This is a genomic window from Microbacterium sp. MYb62, assembly GCF_002979475.1.
In the GTDB taxonomy this organism is placed as follows: Bacteria; Actinomycetota; Actinomycetes; order Actinomycetales; family Microbacteriaceae; genus Microbacterium.
Window position 1 is genome coordinate 78,316 of record NZ_PCOY01000013.1, and the last position, 15,063, is coordinate 93,378.

Here is a 15,063-nt window from a genome sequence, read left to right on the forward strand (position 1 = left end):
GGGCCGGGGATTAGGCTGGCAGCTATGACTTCAGCTCCCCGTACCCCCTCCGCCATCGACGCCGTCGCCGATGAATGGGTCGACACGATCGCGGTCCTGGCTCCCACCCTCGGGACCTACATCGGCCGCGACGAGGTCAACGACCGCTTCGGCGATCTGAGCCCTGCAGGGCACGAGGAGATCGCTGCGGCGACCCGCACCACGCTCGACAAGCTCTCCGCTCTCGAGCCCGTCGATGCGATCGACGAGGTGACCAAGACCGACCTCGGCGCAGAGCTCCGGCTCGACCTCGAGCTGCACGACGCGAAGTGGCACCTGCGCGACCTCAACGTCATCGCGTCGGCTGCGCAAGACGTGCGCGCGGCATTCGACCTGATGCCGACGGCGACGGTCGAGGACTGGGACGTCATCGCGACCCGTCTCGCCGCGGTGCCCGACGCCCTCCGCGGCTACGTCGAGACGCTCCGAACCGGCATCGCCGAGGGCGTCACCCCCGCGCGCCGCCAGGTCGTCGAGGTCGCGACGCAGATCGACCGCTACACCGCCGACGACGGCTTCTTCGCCGCGTTCGTCGCCGAGGCCGATCCCGACGAGGGGCAGCTGCCGGCTTCTCTCGCGCGCACACTCGCCGATAACTCGGCTGCCGCGCGCGTCGCCTACGACGAGCTGCGCCGTTTCCTCGCGGAGGAACTCGCCCCCGTCGCCGGAGAGGTCGACGCCGTCGGGCGTGAACTGTACGCGCTCAACTCCCGTCGTTTCCTCGGGGCGACCATCGACCTCGACGAGACGTACGAGTGGGGCCGTGAAGAACTCGCTCGCATGGTGGCAGAGCAGACGGCCATCGCGAACGAGATCCTCCCCGGTGCATCCGTCGAAGAGGCCGTGGCTCATCTCGAGGCCGACCCTTCGCGCAAGCTGGTCGGCACCGATGCCCTCCAGAAGTGGATGCAGGAGACGAGCGACCGGGCGGTCGCCGAGCTCGGCGCTTCTCACTTCGACATCCCCGAGGCGATCCGCACGCTCGAGTGCATGATCGCCCCCACCCAGGAGGGCGGCATCTACTACACGGGTCCGACGGACGACTTCTCGCGACCTGGCCGCATGTGGTGGTCCGTCCCCGAGGGCGTCACAGAGTTCGACACCTGGCGTGAACTGACCACCGTGTTCCACGAGGGAGTTCCCGGCCACCATCTCCAGATCGCGCAGGCGGTGTACAACCGTGCGGAGCTCAACTCCTGGCGCCGCCTTCTCGCCGGAACTTCGGGCCATGCCGAGGGCTGGGCGTTGTACGCCGAGCGTCTGATGGAGCAACTGGGCTACCTCGACGACCCCGCGGATCGCCTCGGGATGCTCGACGGGCAGCGGATGCGTGCGGCCCGTGTCGTGCTCGACATCGGCGTGCATCTCGGCAAACCGCGCCTCGACGGCTCGGGTGTCTGGGACGCCGAGTACGCTCTCGACTTCATGCGCCGGAACGTGAACATGTCCGACCAGTTCGTGCAGTTCGAGGTGAACCGCTACCTCGGTTGGCCCGGCCAGGCCCCGTCCTACAAGGTCGGTCAACGCATCTGGGAACAGGTCCGTGATGGCGTGAGCGCCGCAGAGGGCGACGCCTTCTCGTTCAAGGACTTCCACAAGCGCGCACTCGACATGGGGGGCGTCGGTCTCGACACGCTGCGCAGCGCACTGCTTCCGCGCTGACGGGAATGCGGCCCGCCCGAAACGTGTTCATTCACCTGAATAGGAAGGGCTGACATGGGCATCGAATTCGGACTGGACACCTTCGGCGACATCACGAGAGACGCGGACGGAGAGCTCCTCACCGGCGCGCAGACGATCCGCAACATCGTGGCGCAGGCGGAACTCGCCGATACCGTCGGTGTGGACTTCTTCGGCGTGGGGGAGCACCACCGTACGGAGTTCGCCGTCTCCGCGCCGGAGATGGTGCTCGCCGCGATCGCGGCCCGCACCGAGCACATCCGTCTCGGCACCGCAGTGACGGTTCTGTCGTCCGATGACCCCGTGCGTGTGTTCGAACGCTTCTCGACGCTGGACGCGCTGTCGAACGGTCGCGCCGAGGTCGTCCTCGGGCGTGGTTCCTTCATCGAGTCCTTCCCGCTGTTCGGTTATGACCTCCGCGACTACGACGCGCTGTTCGAGCAGAAGCTCGAACTGTTCGTCGAGCTCCTCAAGGAGGAGCCCGTGACCTGGTCGGGAACGATGAGGGCCCCGCTCGAGAACGCGAACGTGTTCCCCAAGACCGAGAAGGGTCTGCGCACCTGGGTCGGCGTCGGCGGCAGCCCGGAGTCCGTCGTGCGCGTCGCTCGCCACGGTCTCGGCCTCATGCTCGCGATCATCGGCGGCCCGGCCGTGCGGTTCAAGCCCTTCGTCGACCTGTACCACCGCTCCGTGGCGTCGTTCGGCACGACCTCGCATCCGGTTTCCGTGCATTCGCCCGGCCACATCGCCGAGACGGATGCGGAAGCCTGGGACGCCGCGTACTCCGGGTTCGAAGCGATGAACAACACGATCGGGCGCGAGCGCGGCTGGCCCGCGTACAGCCGTGCACGATTCCAGAACGACGTCGGGCCGGAAGGCGCCATCTATGCAGGTTCCCCCGACCGGGTGGCGGCGAAGATCGCCGACACGATCACGACCCTGGGGCTCGGCCGCTTCGACCTGAAGTACGCGACAGGCACCCTGTCGCACGACGCGATGATGCGCAGCATCGAGCTGTACGGCACCGAGGTGATCCCGCGGGTGCGGAAGATCCTCGCAGAGCGCGACTGACGCGTCATCCGGCGCGGGGCAGGGCGAGCGCGGCTCTACGATGAGGAACATGGCCAACCCCGCCCTGCCGAGCCGCTCCTCGCTGGCTGAGCGTCTGGACGTCCTGCCGTTCACGCGTCGACACCTCCGGCTGCTGACCGGGTCGGGACTCGGGTGGGCGCTGGACGCCATGGACGTCGGTCTGATCTCCTTCATCCTCGCGGCACTGACGCAGCAGTGGGGGCTCACCAAGGGAGAGGCCGGATGGATCGCCTCCGTCGGCTTCATCGGCATGGCCGTCGGCGCGACGCTCGGCGGGCTTCTCGCCGACCGCTTCGGTCGGCGGCAGGTGTTCGCCCTCACGCTGCTCGTGTACGGCGTCGCGACAGGCGCCAGCGCGCTCGTCGGCGGGATCGCCGCGCTCCTCGTGCTGCGTTTCCTCGTGGGGCTCGGCCTCGGGGCGGAGCTCCCCGTCGCGTCGACCTACGTGAGCGAGTTCGCCCCCGCCCGCATCCGCGGACGTCTGATCGTGGTGCTCGAGGCATTCTGGGCTCTGGGATGGACAGCCGCCGCCGTGATCGGGTTCCTGGTCATCCCCGCGTCCGACGACGGCTGGCGGTGGGCCTTCGCGCTGGGAGCGATACCGGCGGTGTACGCGCTGTTCGTGCGCTGGCGGATGCCGGAGTCGCCGCGCTGGCTGGCGTCTCGAGGGCGCATCGCCGAGGCGGACCGCATCGTCTCCACGTTCGAGGCTGATGCCGCCATCGTCACACCACCGGCGATCCGCAAGGAGCCCGCGTCCCGAGCGATCGCGGTCACCGCACGCGCGCGCCTGACGACCCTCTGGAATACCGAGTTCCGGGTGCGCACGCTGTGCCTCTGGGTGGTCTGGTTGGGCGTCAACTTCGCCTATTACGGCGCCTTCATCTGGATCCCGAGCATTCTCGTGGACGCTGGTTTCGATCTGGTGCGCTCGTTCGGGTTCACTCTGATCATCACGCTCGCGCAGCTGCCCGGTTACGCGGTGGCCGCCTGGCTGATCGAGGTCTGGGGCAGACGCGCGACGCTCTCCGTCTTCCTCGTCGGTTCCGCGGCCTCGGCGGTGGTCTTCGGCACGGCCACCAGCGAGATCGCGATCATCGCGGCCGGCATGGCGCTGTCGTTCTTCAACCTGGGTGCATGGGGAGCCCTGTATGCCGTGACACCGGAGATCTATCCGACCTCGCTCCGCGGAACCGGCGCAGGCTGGGCGGCCGGTGTCGGACGCATCGCATCGATCGTGGCGCCTCTCTCCGTCCCTGTGCTCCTGATCGCCGGGGGAGCGCCGCTGCTGTTCGCCGTCTTCGGCGTGTGTTTCCTCGTGGCGGCCGCAGCCGCCTGGGGTCTCGTCGATCGCGGAGGCCAGGCTCTCGACGACCGGTGACGGCCCGGGCACGGGCGCGCTCCGTGCCCAAACGGAGGGCCACGTCCTGGGCGGAGTATCGTTCGTCCCCACATGCCCTTCCTCCCGATGCGGCCGCGGCGTCACCCGTCGGCAATAGGCTTGCACGATGGCAGATGTGCGTTTCGTGGCGATCGGCGACTCGTTCACCGAGGGCGTCGGCGACGTCCTCCCGGATGGACGGGAACGTGGCTGGGCGGATCTCGCCGCGCAAGGGTGGGCTGATGCGGCGGGGCACCCCATCCAGTACGCGAACCTCGCCATCCGCGGCAAGCTCGCTTGGCCGATCGTCGAGCAGCAGCTCGAACCGGCGCTCGCCCTGCGACCCACGCATCTGTCCTTCAACGGCGGCGGCAACGACATGCTGCGTCCCCGCACCGACGTCGAGCACATCGCCGACGCTTTCAGTCGCGTGTTGCGGCGGTGCGACGAGGAAGGGGTCACCATGATCCTCCTATCCGGCGCGAACCCGAGCGGACAGCTCCCCATGGGATCCCTCGTGCAGCGTCGCGGCGACCTGCTCTCGGATGCGGTACTGCGCCGGATCGAGGAGCGTCCCGACGTCATCCGGGCCCTCAACTGGCCCGATCGTGAGCTGTCCCGCGGCGCCTACTGGGCGGATGACCGCCTGCACATGAATGCGAACGGGCACCATCGAGTGGCCGCGCGCGTGCTGCACGCTCTGGGCTTCGAGCCGCCGGAGACCTGGTGGGCTCCGAACGACCGGATCGGTGGCGGACCGTCTGGTATCGCCTACTATCGGGAGTTCGTCGGCCCCTGGGTGCGACGGCGCGTGACCCGCACCTCGTCCGGTGACGGCCGGAGCGCGAAGTACCCGACGTGGGTCGAACGGTCGCCGTCGTGAAGATCCTCCGGCCACGGCAGGCAGAGGGCACGTGAGCGACATCGAACTCGCCCGCATCCCCGCCGGAGTCGTGACACTGAACGATGCGCGACGCAAGGAACGGCGGGTGGTGGAACTCGCGGCGTTCGAGATCGGGGTCTACCCGGTGACCGAGGAACAGCTCGCAGACATCCTCGGTGTTCCGGTGCAGCACCCGCGCCGCCCCGCGTCCGATCTCAGCTGGCTGCGCGCGGTGCACTTCTGCAACGCCGCCTCCGAATGGGAGGGACTCGACCGGGTATACCTGTTCGACGGTGAGGACGTGACGTGGGATACGACGGCAGACGGCTATCGGCTGCCCACCGAAGCGGAGTGGGAGTATGCCTGCCGGGCGGGTTCAGCCGGTCCGCATTACGCTCCGCTTGCCGATGCCGCGTGGACGAGCGCCGACGGGGTCTCCTCTCCCCAGGACATCGGAGGCAAGCTGCCGAACCTCCATGGCTTGTTCGACACGCTCGGCAACGTCTGGGAATGGTGCTGGGACCTGCTCGACCCCGCCCGTTACGACGCCTATCGCGTGTTCCGGGGCGGTGGTTTCGCCGATGACGCCTGGAGTGTGCGCGCGTCGGTACGCCGCGGGGGAGCGCCCCGCATGCACCACGACGATGTCGGGTTCCGGCTCGCCCGAGGTGTCTTCGACACACCGGGTCAGGCGCAGGGCTGGTCGACCGAGGCCGACCAGGAGCGCTCCGCGCAGGACGGCCCGCTGCCGTCGGGGTGGACACCTCGACGACGCTGAACCTGCTCAGCAACGATCATCATCCTTCTTGTCGGTGCGGGCTCGCGGAGTTCGAAGCAGGCGACGCGGAGGTCCCTGAGCGAGTAAGCGTCGAGCTGATCGTGGAGACCTCCTGCACGTGCATCGTGGAACATGAAGGATGCCAGGCATCGCACCGGTCGGCTTCAGCGACGGCGCTCGGGATCGAGCCCGATCCGGATTCTCGTACGCTTCCGCTCGATCAGGATGAAGACCGTTCCGATGATCCACAGCGGGATCGGCATGAGGAACGCGATCCGGAACGCCTCGAGCGTGTAGGTCTCGGGGGTGCCGGCCCCCTGCAGGTCGAGCGCGAGACCGATCAGGAAGATCGCGATGAGTGCCGCGATGAAGCCTCCGGCGTTGGTGACACCCGTCGCCGTGCTGAGTCGATGACTCGGGTTGTGCGTACGTGCGTGATCGAACGCGATCATCGACGCAGGGCCGCCTGTCGCGAGCGCGATGGCCAACGCGTAGAGGAGCCAGATGGGGGCTGTCTCGGGAAGGGAGACGACCGCGATCCACGCGACCATCTGAACGCCGACAGCAGGGAGGACGAGCGCGAGGGAGCGATGATTGGGCATGCGGCGGGAGAGGTCGCCGATGATGGGTCCGAGAAGCATGCCTGCAACGACATATACGGAGATGATGCCTGCGGCATGTGCCGTGTCGAGGCCCTCGGCTGCCGTGAGGAACGGCATTCCCCAGAGCAGGACGAACGCGGTGCCGGCGAACGGTGTCGTGAAATGCGACCAGAACGCCAGGCGTGTGCCCGGATGCGCCCACGCCGCACGGATTCCGACGCCCGTGTCGATCGCTGATGTCACGACGCGGACGACTCCGGTGTCTGTGTTCACCGTGACATCGGCACCGCTCTCGGGCGGGTGGTTGCGGATGACCAGCGCGACGAGGATCGTGAACAGGACCCCGAGACCGGCGATGCTGCCGAAGGTGATAGTCCAGGTCGTGGCGTGGAGCAGTGCGGCGACGGGCACCAGCGCGATCAGCTGCCCGGTCTGTCCGATGATGCCCGTGAACTGGACCATGATCGGCCCGCGCTGCGCCGGAAACCAGGTCGCCACCAGACGGAGCACCGCGGGGAAGATCGCGGCGTCTCCTGCGCCGAGGAGGATACGCGCGAAGATGGCGATTCCGATGCTCGGGGAGAGGGCCATGGTCAGCTGACCCGCGGCCATCAGCAGCATGCCGATGGTCATGATCGGGCGCGAACCGAAGCGATCCAACAGAATGCCTACCGGGATCTGCATCCCCCCGTAGACGGCGAGCTGCACGACGGCGAACAGCGCCAGTGTCGACGCATCTGCCTGGAATCGGTCCGCGGCCTCCACTCCGACCGCTCCGAGTGAGGTCCGGTTCGTGATCGCGAGGACATAAGCGGCGACACCGACCGACCAGATGATCCATGCCCGCAGCCCCGGCGTCGAAACGGGGGAGTGGGAGACCTGCGGCACGTCTCCACGCTACTCCTGCAGGCGGCGAGGTTCCGCCGCACGGAGCGATGTCGCATGCTGCAGCTACCGTGACCTCATGACCAGCACACCTCTGCATCACTCCCTCGACTATGTCGAGCTCGTCGTCACCGATCTCGACGCGGCGAAACGTTTCTTCGCCGCCGCCTTCGGATGGGCATTCAACGACTACGGCCCCGGCTATGCGGGCATCGTCTCGCCGCGCGGCGATGGCAGCGAGGTCGGTGGGCTGATGCTCGCCGACGAGCCGCGTCCCGTCGGCGGTCCGCTCGTCCTGCTGTACTCCGACGACCTCGATGCCACGATGAGCGGCATCGAGGTCGCCGGTGGCACGATCCTGCAGCCTCCCTACGAGTTCCCCGGCGGTCGCCGCCTGCACTTCGCCGACCCGAGCGGAAACGAACTCGGAGTCTGGTCCATGCAGTAGACCCCGGGGCGACCGCTGGCGTCGTGGCGTGAGTGCGGCAAGGGTACTGGTTTCCGCAGAATCAGCCGACGAGACCGCATTCCGCGCGCTCCCGAATCGTTGCCGCGCTGCAGTGCGAGAATCGAGCCGTGACCATCACACCGTCGTTGCCCCGGCTGCAGACGCCTCGTCTCGTGCTCCGTGCCCAAGACGTCGCCGACGCCGGCGTCTTTCACCGGTTATGGACCGAACGCGACGAACGTGTGCCCGCCCAACGCAAGATCGATGCCGACGGCCATCCGGATGTGCACGACATCTCGGCGCAGATCGCCGACTCGAGCGACTCCTGGCTCCTCACGGTGCAGCGCATCGAGACGGGCGACGCCATCGGATACTGCGGCCTCGTCTTCGGTGGCGTCGGCGTACCGGACGAGCCGGAGCTGGCGTTCGAGCTCGCCGCGGAAACCCACAACAGGGGGTATGCGACCGAGGCCGCGGAAGCGGTTCTGGCGTGGAGCGCCGACGCGGGGTTGCATCGGGTTTGGGCGGGCGTGTGGGAATGGAATCTGGCATCGCGGCGCGTGCTCCAGAAGCTCGGCTTCGTCGAGTCCGGACAAGAGCGCCCGCGCTCGGTCCATGGCCGGAACCTGTTGACGGTCAAAGACCTCAGAAGATGACGCTTCCGGGGTTCACGCGCTGATCGGGCGGCGGGCGATCGCGATCAGGTGCGCGCTCTGATCGCGGATCCCGGGGGTGGCGGATGCCGCACGGGCGAGCACCAGCGCGGCGTGCCTCACATCTTCGCCGGCGTCGCCGATCACCTCCAGGAACAGCCCGGCCGGTCCCTCGACACCGACGACGTCGTCGACCTCGAAGCCGGCATTCGCGACCTCGTCGTGGAGCTCCTCCGCCGTATGCAAGTGACCAGCCGGAAAGCGCAGTCGTGGGCTCGGCGTGCCGTCGACGAGGAGAGCCGCCCAGTCGTCCGGCAGGCTGGGAGGCGGCGACTGGGTGAGAGACACGCTCCCAAACGCGACATATCGCGAAAGCGCCGCTGTGAGCAGCACGCCGCCGGGCTTGAGGACACGCAGGGCCTCCGCGAGCGCCACGCGGCGATCAGCCACGGGGGAGAGGTGGTAGAGGGGTCCGAGGAGAAGTGCGATGTCGAACTCTTCGGAGGCGAAGGGCAGCGCCCGCGCATCACCGAGATGCGCATCGATTCCGGCAGCGCTCGCGGTGTCCACATGTCGCTGCACCGGATCGACGAGCACGACGTCGTATCCGTCATCACGCAGTGCTGTCGCGTGGATGCCGGATCCGCCGCCGATGTCGATCACACGTCCGGCAGGCGCCTTCCCACGGATCAGCTCCTGCGTTCTCTGGAACTCGAGCGGCCCCTGCGCGGAGCGCGTCGTCAGACGCGCGTTCTCGTCGAAGGTGTCCGCGTAGTACACCTGGATCCGCGCGTCGATGTCATCCTGGTCTGATGTCGCCATAAGCGGATGCTATCGAGCCGGATCGCGGGGCCCGCGATCCGAGGGGAGCATCGGGACAGGTTTCTCCGCATCCTCGTGCGCCCCGGGAGGAAGCGGCATCAGGCGCGATCACTGCGTGTGTTCCACCGCACCGCACCCGATTCGCCATCGGTCCCGTGGGGCGTGAGACGATCGCTCCTGTGACGGCATTCATACGGGGCAGGGTTCCGGAAGACGTCGAACGGTGCGTCGATCTCTGGATCAGCGCGCTTCGCCACCGCGACGGCCACGTCGATGAGGCTCCGGTGTCAGAGCGTACGAGAGAGGTCTTCGGCGGTGGCCTCATCCGATTCGCCATCACCGACGGGCCCGTGTTGAACGGGTTCGCGGTCACGGTCCCTCGGACGGATGAGACGGCGGTCCTCGAGCGGATCGCTGTGCGCCCGAGCCTGGCGGGGCAGGGGATCGGCCGCGCACTGCTTCTCGACGCGATCACCTCGTCGCGCGAAGGCGGGTACTCCGCCCTCGAACTGGCGGTGCGCAGAGGCAATCCGGCCGTGCTGCTCTACGAGTCACTCGACTTCCGTCGCGCATCGGAGCCCATCGCACATCCGCTCGGAGGCGAGCCGATGATCACCTACCGCCTCGGTCTTTGAGCGCGGCATGACTCACTCCGCTGCCGGCGGTATCAGGCGGAGCACGTTCGTCTCCCGTCGCTCGAATCCCAGGGTCTCGTACAGACGCAAAGCCGACGCGCGCGAAGGTCGCGAGGTCAGATCAAGAGTGTGGAGACGTCTGCGACTGGACTCTCCGATGAGCGCTTCGAGGAGGAGTCTCGCAACACCGCGTCCCCGAACCTCCTGATCGACGACGACGTCCTCGACGATTCCCCGCCGGCCGGTGACGAGCGGAAGGGAGACGAGGGTGGCCATGCCGACGATGCGGCCCGAAATCCGAGCGACGAACAGGTCGCAGTCCCGTGCTGCAGTCAGAGCTCTTATCCGGTCGGTATCGAACGTGGCGCTCGACGACAGCTGCGGCAGCAGAGACGCCAGTCGCGCGAGGTCACTTTCCGAAACGGCGTCGGCGATCGAGATGCGGATGTCATTCACCATCTCCGCGAGCCTAGGCGATCCCTCTCGGCGGATGGGGACTCCGCCCACCGATGTCCTGCAGGATGACCGACACGAGTTCGTCGGTGCCCACCTCCGGACCGACCCGTTCCTCATCGAACCAGGGGAGCGGCTGCCAACCGTCGTACCAGTCACGGATCTTTTCGCTGCTGATCACACCGCCGAGCGTTCGACCGGCGTGACGGCGGAGCGTCTCATCGAGGCCGACGTGGAACTGATAGATGCGGGTCACGCCCCGATGGTCGCGGTGGAGACGCTCGAACGGCTCCGAATAGTCCCGAAGGTTGAAGATGCCGTCCAGGATCACGTCGTATCCGAGGTCGAGCGCTTGGCGCGCAGCACCGACCAAGAGGATGCTCGCGTCTTTCGAACGCCGTCGACGATCGGGCTCGTGCAGCATCTCCCGGCGGATGTAGTCCTGATGGATGAGCGCGACGCGTGCACCGAGAACGGACCGCAGGGCGAGCGCGGTCGTCGTCTTGCCCGAAGCCGAGTCGCCACGGAGGATCACGAGCCGCGTCGTTGCGCTGCCGACAGCAACCGGGATGTGCGCGACTGCCACGGGGGTCTCGTCTCGGAAGTCCATCAGCGCCTCCTCATCTCGACCCACCCGCAACCTCGCGCAGGCGGCCCGGCGATCCCACAGGAGTCGGGACGCTCGCTGTTCCCACTCTGGTCGGTACCCGGGCAGGGACACCGGGTTCTCCGCGTCGCGCATGCAACGACGCTACCCGAGCCGTCCCATCGCCGCCGGCGACCGGCGGTTCGAGCCCGTCGGCGAGGGGAGAGGCATCGCGATGCCGACAGGCTCGGAGCGCTCGCCAACACGATCTCCGTTCCGAGTGAACGCTCCGCAGCGGGGCCCGTCCGCTCGAAGCCGCACATCGGGGTTCCTCCCGCCGAGCCCGAGCGGACACGTGTTGAATAGCCAGATGCAGTACTCCGAGACTCCCGACTCCGCCGCACGGCCTCCGGGACACACTCGTCGGCGCTTTCTCCTCGTTGCGGGCGCGGGCGTCACCGTGACAGCTGCGGGGATATGGCTTGTGGCGACGGCCGGGGACACGGATGCCCCCGAAGCGACCCCCGCGAATCCGGACAACCCGCGAGGGTTGACGGAGTACGAGCCCGTCTACGATCGTGCGGCGAAGGGCCTCGAAGCGCCCCTGGGCTTCGAGGACTGCGCGCGTCCCACCGTTCGCGCCGGTCGAGCCACTGCAGGAAGCGACCGCCACGCGGTGACGCCGGTCATCGACCGGTTCATCATTCACCACACCGGCACGACAGCGGACCAACTGGACTTCTTCTCGCGCTGCAACAAGCGATCCTCTGCTCCCACGTTCTATCTGCGGCACGACGGGTCCGTGATCGAGCTGATACGCCCAGGCGTGAAACCGTCGGCCACCGGCGCCGACTGGAACTGGCGATCCCTGGCGGTGGAGACGCTGAATAGCACCGGGGCGCCGGAGTACGCCGTCACAGAAGCGCAGTTGGAGGAGCTCTCACAGATGATCGCGTGGCTCGCGACCTTCGACGGCAAGAGCCTGGACGGTGTACCGGTATCGTTCACGATCGATCGGGACCACGTCATCACGCATCGGGAAACCTGGTCGGGGACCGAATGCCCCGGGCCCTACCTGCGCTCCCGAGTGGACGACATCGTGGCCCGCGCACAGCAGATCTTCCGAGAGGCTCCCGTCACCTAGCCCCGGCAGATGGGGAGGGGCCCCGTTCGCGTTCCGCGGCACCGGCTCGACTCACGGGCGGTGCGCCGTCCGCTGCAAGGCAGCGACCGTCGCGTCGTTGTCATCAGCGATGAAGACGACGTAGGCGAGCTTCGGGTGAGCGACATTCAGCACGACGGCGGATTCGCCGTGGCGATAGCACCACCACGAGCGCCCTTTCGGCCCGCGCATGTATCCGGCCAGGGAACCGAGCGTCGCCAAGCCGGGAGCCCGGAACCGTGCGGGAACCTCGTGTCCCGGTTGGCTTGACACGTGCGCGGAGAGAATCGCCTCACGGGGAAGGCGCTTCTCTCGGCACAGGCTCCAGACCTTCCACATGCGCCGGGGCCTGACGACGACTTCTCCGCCGACGATGAAGACATCGACCAGGCCGGAGGCACGGGTCTTCATGCGCTGTCCGGGTTGAGGATGTAAAGACCGGCAATGCTCTGATCATCCCGAAACGCGATCCGCACGACAAACTCGCCCGCCTCGAAATTCAACGCGGTATTGGTCACAGTCACGTCCGCCGCGCGGGAGAGTTGCGGTTCGCCGGTGCTTTCGAGCGCCCCGGCCTGTCCGGAAATCTGCGCCCATGCCGCTGCGAGCGACTCTTCCGAGAGTCCAGCCTTCATCGCCGCGTCGAATCTCGTGGTCACACTCGACCAGCGTGACGCGGCGAGATCGTCGATCACGGCCGATGCCAGCGCGCCGGCTTCGGGCAGAGGTGTGGTGTCCATTGGTTCTCCTGTTCTCGGGTCTATCGGTCTTCCGTACCGCTGGAACGCTGCCTGCCGAGAAACGCCCAGAGCGTCCCCGATCACCTGCCAGGACACCCCGTCACCACGTGCTTTCCGCACCACCGATGTCAAGACATGCTCCGCACCGATCCGGAGACGTGCTGCATCCTTGATGAGCTGTCCCGGGCTCGCTGGATCGGACAGTACGGGCGCAGCGAGCAGCGCATCGAGCTGATCTCGCATCTCGCGAATCGCATCTGTAAACGAATCCCGCACGCGTCAAGCATACGTTTACGTGCGTGAAAGCGGAAGGCTGCACGGCCGCAGACATCCCCCTCTCGTCGCGATGGATCTTGTAGATCTCGAGAAAGCCTTCGCGGGCACGCGCCGGCGCTCCCCGGAACCGAACAGAACTGCTGCTGATCCGCAGATCCCTCGCACGGACGCAACATATCGATCTACCGGAATAGGGCAGGTTCCCGTTCTCCACTCCTCGGTAGCCTCATCGGGTGAGGGGCCATGTCCCTCGAATCGCATCTCACATTTCGCCCACCTGCCCAACTCATCGGAGCTGTTATGTCTACTGTGAAACCTGCTCGGATCTCGGTTTTGCGCCGCATCAGTGGCGCCGCTGTCGTTGCAGCACTCGTGTTCGGTGGTGTGTTCGCGGCTACCGCGCCCGCCTCCGCCGGCACGGGTGACTGCTCTTTCAGCGGAAACACATGTCTTTGGAAGGATACCAATTACGTGACAGGCGGCATCGGCTGGATATACAAGGAGTTTGCGAATGGCATCCAGGATCTGAGGAAGTACAACTGGGACTTCGGGCACGGGAACGTCAACGACAACGTATCGTCCGCTTACAACAATGGGAACAAGCAGACAAGCTACCTGTTCTACGACCTCAACTTCAGGACTCAGATGATCGGTATGCCGATCAAGTCCGGAGTCAAGAACCTCACCATCGGCGATAACAAGGCGACCTCAGCTGGCTTCTCCTTCTGTGTCACCAACCCCACTAGCGCCAAGTGCATTTAGTGACCGGAGTGCTGGAGCAATTGAACCCTACGGGTCATCGCCTCGCAGGCGACGGAAACCACGGCGCTCGTTTCAGGCGGGTGCCCGTTGTGGCGGCGCTCTGTACAGCAATGATGGTGTTTACGGGATGCTCACCCGGTACGGATTCGAGCGAGCTCTCTGATCCGGATTCAACCTGGAAGGGCGGTCAGGGTACTTCCGATGCGCCGAACCCGGCGCCAGAGGGAGTGAAGAACATCGCGTTGTGGGCACTGCCGTTGGATGAGTTCGTGCCGGAGTTCAGCAACCTGGACAACTATGCAGAGCAACTGCTGCTCGCGTCTTGCCTCCAGGAGAGCGGCATCGAATGGCCAGTGCCCTGGCAAGACGTCGAGGAGCCCACATCGCCGGTCTTCAACCCTGCAGGGCGTCGGCTGATCAGCGTGGAGATCGCGCAGAAATACGGGTTCCGAACGAACCTTGGTCCGTCGAAGAGCGCCCAGCTGTGGGAGGAGTTCCTCGCTTATGAACCCACCGAGCCAGGATTTCAGGACGCCTTTGATGAGTGCCTCGCCGGTACCCGTGAGGAGTATCCGATCCTCGAGGTCGAGGACACGTTGGTTGTCTCGGGACTGATTACCCAAATTCAAGAACAGGCGTTTCTGAGCCCCGACGGGCAGGAGGCGGCCGACCGTTGGCGTGCGTGCATGCAGCCTCTGGGATTCGGGAAGCTCCCGGACAATCCAGACGAGTTCCCGAGCATCGATCTGCTGAAGGAGCTCGGCTCAGTCCCGCCGGTGACAACAGTGGAGCCTTCCGCACGTGAAGTGGAAATTGCGACCGCTCATGCAACCTGCCTGGACTCCAGCGGCTTTTCTGAAGCGGTGTACGAGCAGGAGTGGAACTTGCAAGAATCGGCTCTCCAACAGGAACGGGCGAAGCTGGACCGTATCCGGGACGCAGTGAAAACACGTGAAGCTGCTGTCCGTGAGATCATCGCTGCGAACGCGCCACGTGCTTGAGACCGGACCGTCGGGAGACGAAGGGCGCGGAACGGTGACCGTCGATCCTCCGTTGAGCCGGAAAGGGAAGATCCCCGGGAAGCGATCTCTACTCATCGGCGGCGCTTTGATCACGTCCGCGGTGTTGGTGGGGGCAACCTGGGTGCTCGCTACGGTCTTCCAATCGCCGGCTCAACGGAGGATCG

General features: G+C 66.5%; 17 protein-coding genes. 11 read left to right on the plus strand and 6 right to left on the minus strand.

Annotated elements, in window-relative coordinates; genetic code table 11:
* Positions 1-24: 24 nt before the first annotated feature.
* The 5 genes from CQ042_RS13580 to CQ042_RS13600 all read left to right on the plus strand — a co-directional run bounded on the left by CQ042_RS13580 (position 25) and on the right by CQ042_RS13600 (position 5,853).
* Complete coding sequence (locus CQ042_RS13580; protein ID WP_105670983.1) at positions 25-1,701, plus strand: DUF885 domain-containing protein; 1,677 nt, start codon at positions 25-27, stop codon at positions 1,699-1,701.
* Between the two features lie 54 nt (positions 1,702-1,755).
* Positions 1,756-2,790, plus strand: a complete 1,035-nt coding sequence (locus CQ042_RS13585) for an LLM class flavin-dependent oxidoreductase (RefSeq protein WP_105670984.1) — start codon at positions 1,756-1,758, stop codon at positions 2,788-2,790.
* Between the two features lie 49 nt (positions 2,791-2,839).
* The gene (locus tag CQ042_RS13590) at positions 2,840-4,192 is read left to right on the plus strand and encodes an MFS transporter (RefSeq protein WP_105670985.1); all 1,353 of its coding nucleotides are present in this window, start codon (positions 2,840-2,842) and stop codon (positions 4,190-4,192) included.
* Positions 4,193-4,319: 127 nt separating this feature from the next.
* Positions 4,320-5,075, plus strand: coding sequence for an SGNH/GDSL hydrolase family protein (locus tag CQ042_RS13595; RefSeq protein ID WP_181157570.1), 756 nt, complete (start codon positions 4,320-4,322; stop codon positions 5,073-5,075).
* A 31-nt stretch (positions 5,076-5,106) separates the two neighbouring features.
* Positions 5,107-5,853 carry an SUMF1/EgtB/PvdO family nonheme iron enzyme gene (locus CQ042_RS13600; protein WP_105670987.1) on the plus strand — a complete coding sequence of 249 codons (747 nt, stop codon included), beginning with the start codon at positions 5,107-5,109 and terminating at the stop codon, positions 5,851-5,853.
* Between the two features lie 164 nt (positions 5,854-6,017).
* Here CQ042_RS13600 and CQ042_RS13605 read toward each other — a convergent pair whose 3' ends face one another.
* Positions 6,018-7,343 carry a nitrate/nitrite transporter gene (locus CQ042_RS13605; RefSeq protein ID WP_105670988.1) on the minus strand — a complete coding sequence of 442 codons (1,326 nt, stop codon included), beginning with the start codon at positions 7,341-7,343 and terminating at the stop codon, positions 6,018-6,020.
* A 76-nt stretch (positions 7,344-7,419) separates the two neighbouring features.
* Between CQ042_RS13605 and CQ042_RS13610 the strand changes: the two genes are divergently transcribed.
* Together CQ042_RS13610 and CQ042_RS13615 are read left to right on the plus strand one after the other, a co-directional pair.
* A complete protein-coding gene (locus CQ042_RS13610; protein ID WP_105670989.1) occupies positions 7,420-7,788 on the plus strand; it encodes a VOC family protein in 369 nt (122 codons plus the stop codon).
* A gap of 128 nt (positions 7,789-7,916) precedes the next feature.
* The gene (locus CQ042_RS13615) at positions 7,917-8,444 is read left to right on the plus strand and encodes a GNAT family N-acetyltransferase (protein ID WP_258132250.1); all 528 of its coding nucleotides are present in this window, start codon (positions 7,917-7,919) and stop codon (positions 8,442-8,444) included.
* A gap of 12 nt (positions 8,445-8,456) precedes the next feature.
* Here the strand turns inward: CQ042_RS13615 and CQ042_RS13620 are convergent, their stop codons facing one another.
* Positions 8,457-9,263 (minus strand): class I SAM-dependent methyltransferase, encoded by an 807-nt coding sequence (locus CQ042_RS13620; protein ID WP_105670990.1) that lies wholly within the window; start codon positions 9,261-9,263, stop codon positions 8,457-8,459.
* Positions 9,264-9,547: 284 nt separating this feature from the next.
* On the opposite strand from CQ042_RS13620, the gene CQ042_RS20500 reads away from it, so the two are divergent.
* Positions 9,548-9,898 carry an N-acetyltransferase gene (locus CQ042_RS20500; RefSeq protein WP_181157571.1) on the plus strand — a complete coding sequence of 117 codons (351 nt, stop codon included), beginning with the start codon at positions 9,548-9,550 and terminating at the stop codon, positions 9,896-9,898.
* Positions 9,899-9,910: 12 nt separating this feature from the next.
* Here the strand turns inward: CQ042_RS20500 and CQ042_RS13630 are convergent, their stop codons facing one another.
* Complete coding sequence (locus CQ042_RS13630; RefSeq protein ID WP_258132251.1) at positions 9,911-10,405, minus strand: GNAT family N-acetyltransferase; 495 nt, start codon at positions 10,403-10,405, stop codon at positions 9,911-9,913.
* Complete coding sequence (locus tag CQ042_RS13635; protein ID WP_105670993.1) at positions 10,368-10,961, minus strand: AAA family ATPase; 594 nt, start codon at positions 10,959-10,961, stop codon at positions 10,368-10,370. The genes CQ042_RS13630 and CQ042_RS13635 overlap by 38 nt, the downstream gene beginning before the upstream one ends.
* 652 nt (positions 10,962-11,613) lie before the next feature.
* Here CQ042_RS13635 and CQ042_RS20505 point away from each other — a divergent pair.
* Positions 11,614-12,081: a peptidoglycan recognition family protein gene (locus CQ042_RS20505; protein ID WP_181157572.1), complete on the plus strand. Its 468-nt coding sequence runs from the start codon at positions 11,614-11,616 to the stop codon at positions 12,079-12,081.
* 51 nt (positions 12,082-12,132) lie between these two features.
* Here the strand turns inward: CQ042_RS20505 and CQ042_RS13645 are convergent, their stop codons facing one another.
* Positions 12,133-12,510 carry a hypothetical protein gene (locus CQ042_RS13645; protein WP_105670994.1) on the minus strand — a complete coding sequence of 126 codons (378 nt, stop codon included), beginning with the start codon at positions 12,508-12,510 and terminating at the stop codon, positions 12,133-12,135.
* On the minus strand, positions 12,507-12,839 hold the full coding sequence (locus tag CQ042_RS20615) for a DUF3887 domain-containing protein (RefSeq protein ID WP_219844858.1): 333 nt from the start codon (positions 12,837-12,839) through the stop codon (positions 12,507-12,509). Before CQ042_RS20615 ends, CQ042_RS13645 begins: the two co-directional genes overlap by 4 nt.
* Positions 12,840-13,358: 519 nt before the next feature.
* Here CQ042_RS20615 and CQ042_RS13655 point away from each other — a divergent pair.
* Together CQ042_RS13655 and CQ042_RS13660 are read left to right on the plus strand one after the other, a co-directional pair.
* Complete coding sequence (locus CQ042_RS13655) at positions 13,359-13,877, plus strand: peptidase inhibitor family I36 protein (RefSeq protein WP_105670996.1); 519 nt, start codon at positions 13,359-13,361, stop codon at positions 13,875-13,877.
* Positions 13,877-14,878, plus strand: a complete 1,002-nt coding sequence (locus tag CQ042_RS13660; RefSeq protein WP_146115399.1) for a hypothetical protein — start codon at positions 13,877-13,879, stop codon at positions 14,876-14,878. The genes CQ042_RS13655 and CQ042_RS13660 overlap by 1 nt, the downstream gene beginning before the upstream one ends.
* Positions 14,879-15,063: the final 185 nt, after the last annotated feature.

What these genes read in the sequence shown, in the direction of transcription:
- CQ042_RS13580 (WP_105670983.1), top strand. Translation starts at nt 25, where the DNA reads ATGACTTCAGCTCCCCGTACCCCCTCCGCCATCGACGCCGTCGCCGAT.
- CQ042_RS13585 (WP_105670984.1), top strand. Translation starts at nt 1,756, where the DNA reads ATGGGCATCGAATTCGGACTGGACACCTTCGGCGACATCACGAGAGAC.
- CQ042_RS13590 (WP_105670985.1), top strand. Translation starts at nt 2,840, where the DNA reads ATGGCCAACCCCGCCCTGCCGAGCCGCTCCTCGCTGGCTGAGCGTCTG.
- CQ042_RS13595 (WP_181157570.1), top strand. Translation starts at nt 4,320, where the DNA reads ATGGCAGATGTGCGTTTCGTGGCGATCGGCGACTCGTTCACCGAGGGC.
- CQ042_RS13610 (WP_105670989.1), top strand. Translation starts at nt 7,420, where the DNA reads ATGACCAGCACACCTCTGCATCACTCCCTCGACTATGTCGAGCTCGTC.
- CQ042_RS13620 (WP_105670990.1), bottom strand. Translation starts at nt 9,263, where the DNA reads ATGGCGACATCAGACCAGGATGACATCGACGCGCGGATCCAGGTGTAC.
- CQ042_RS13635 (WP_105670993.1), bottom strand. Translation starts at nt 10,961, where the DNA reads ATGGACTTCCGAGACGAGACCCCCGTGGCAGTCGCGCACATCCCGGTT.
- CQ042_RS13645 (WP_105670994.1), bottom strand. Translation starts at nt 12,510, where the DNA reads ATGAAGACCCGTGCCTCCGGCCTGGTCGATGTCTTCATCGTCGGCGGA.
- CQ042_RS20615 (WP_219844858.1), bottom strand. Translation starts at nt 12,839, where the DNA reads ATGGACACCACACCTCTGCCCGAAGCCGGCGCGCTGGCATCGGCCGTG.
- CQ042_RS13655 (WP_105670996.1), top strand. Translation starts at nt 13,359, where the DNA reads ATGTCCCTCGAATCGCATCTCACATTTCGCCCACCTGCCCAACTCATC.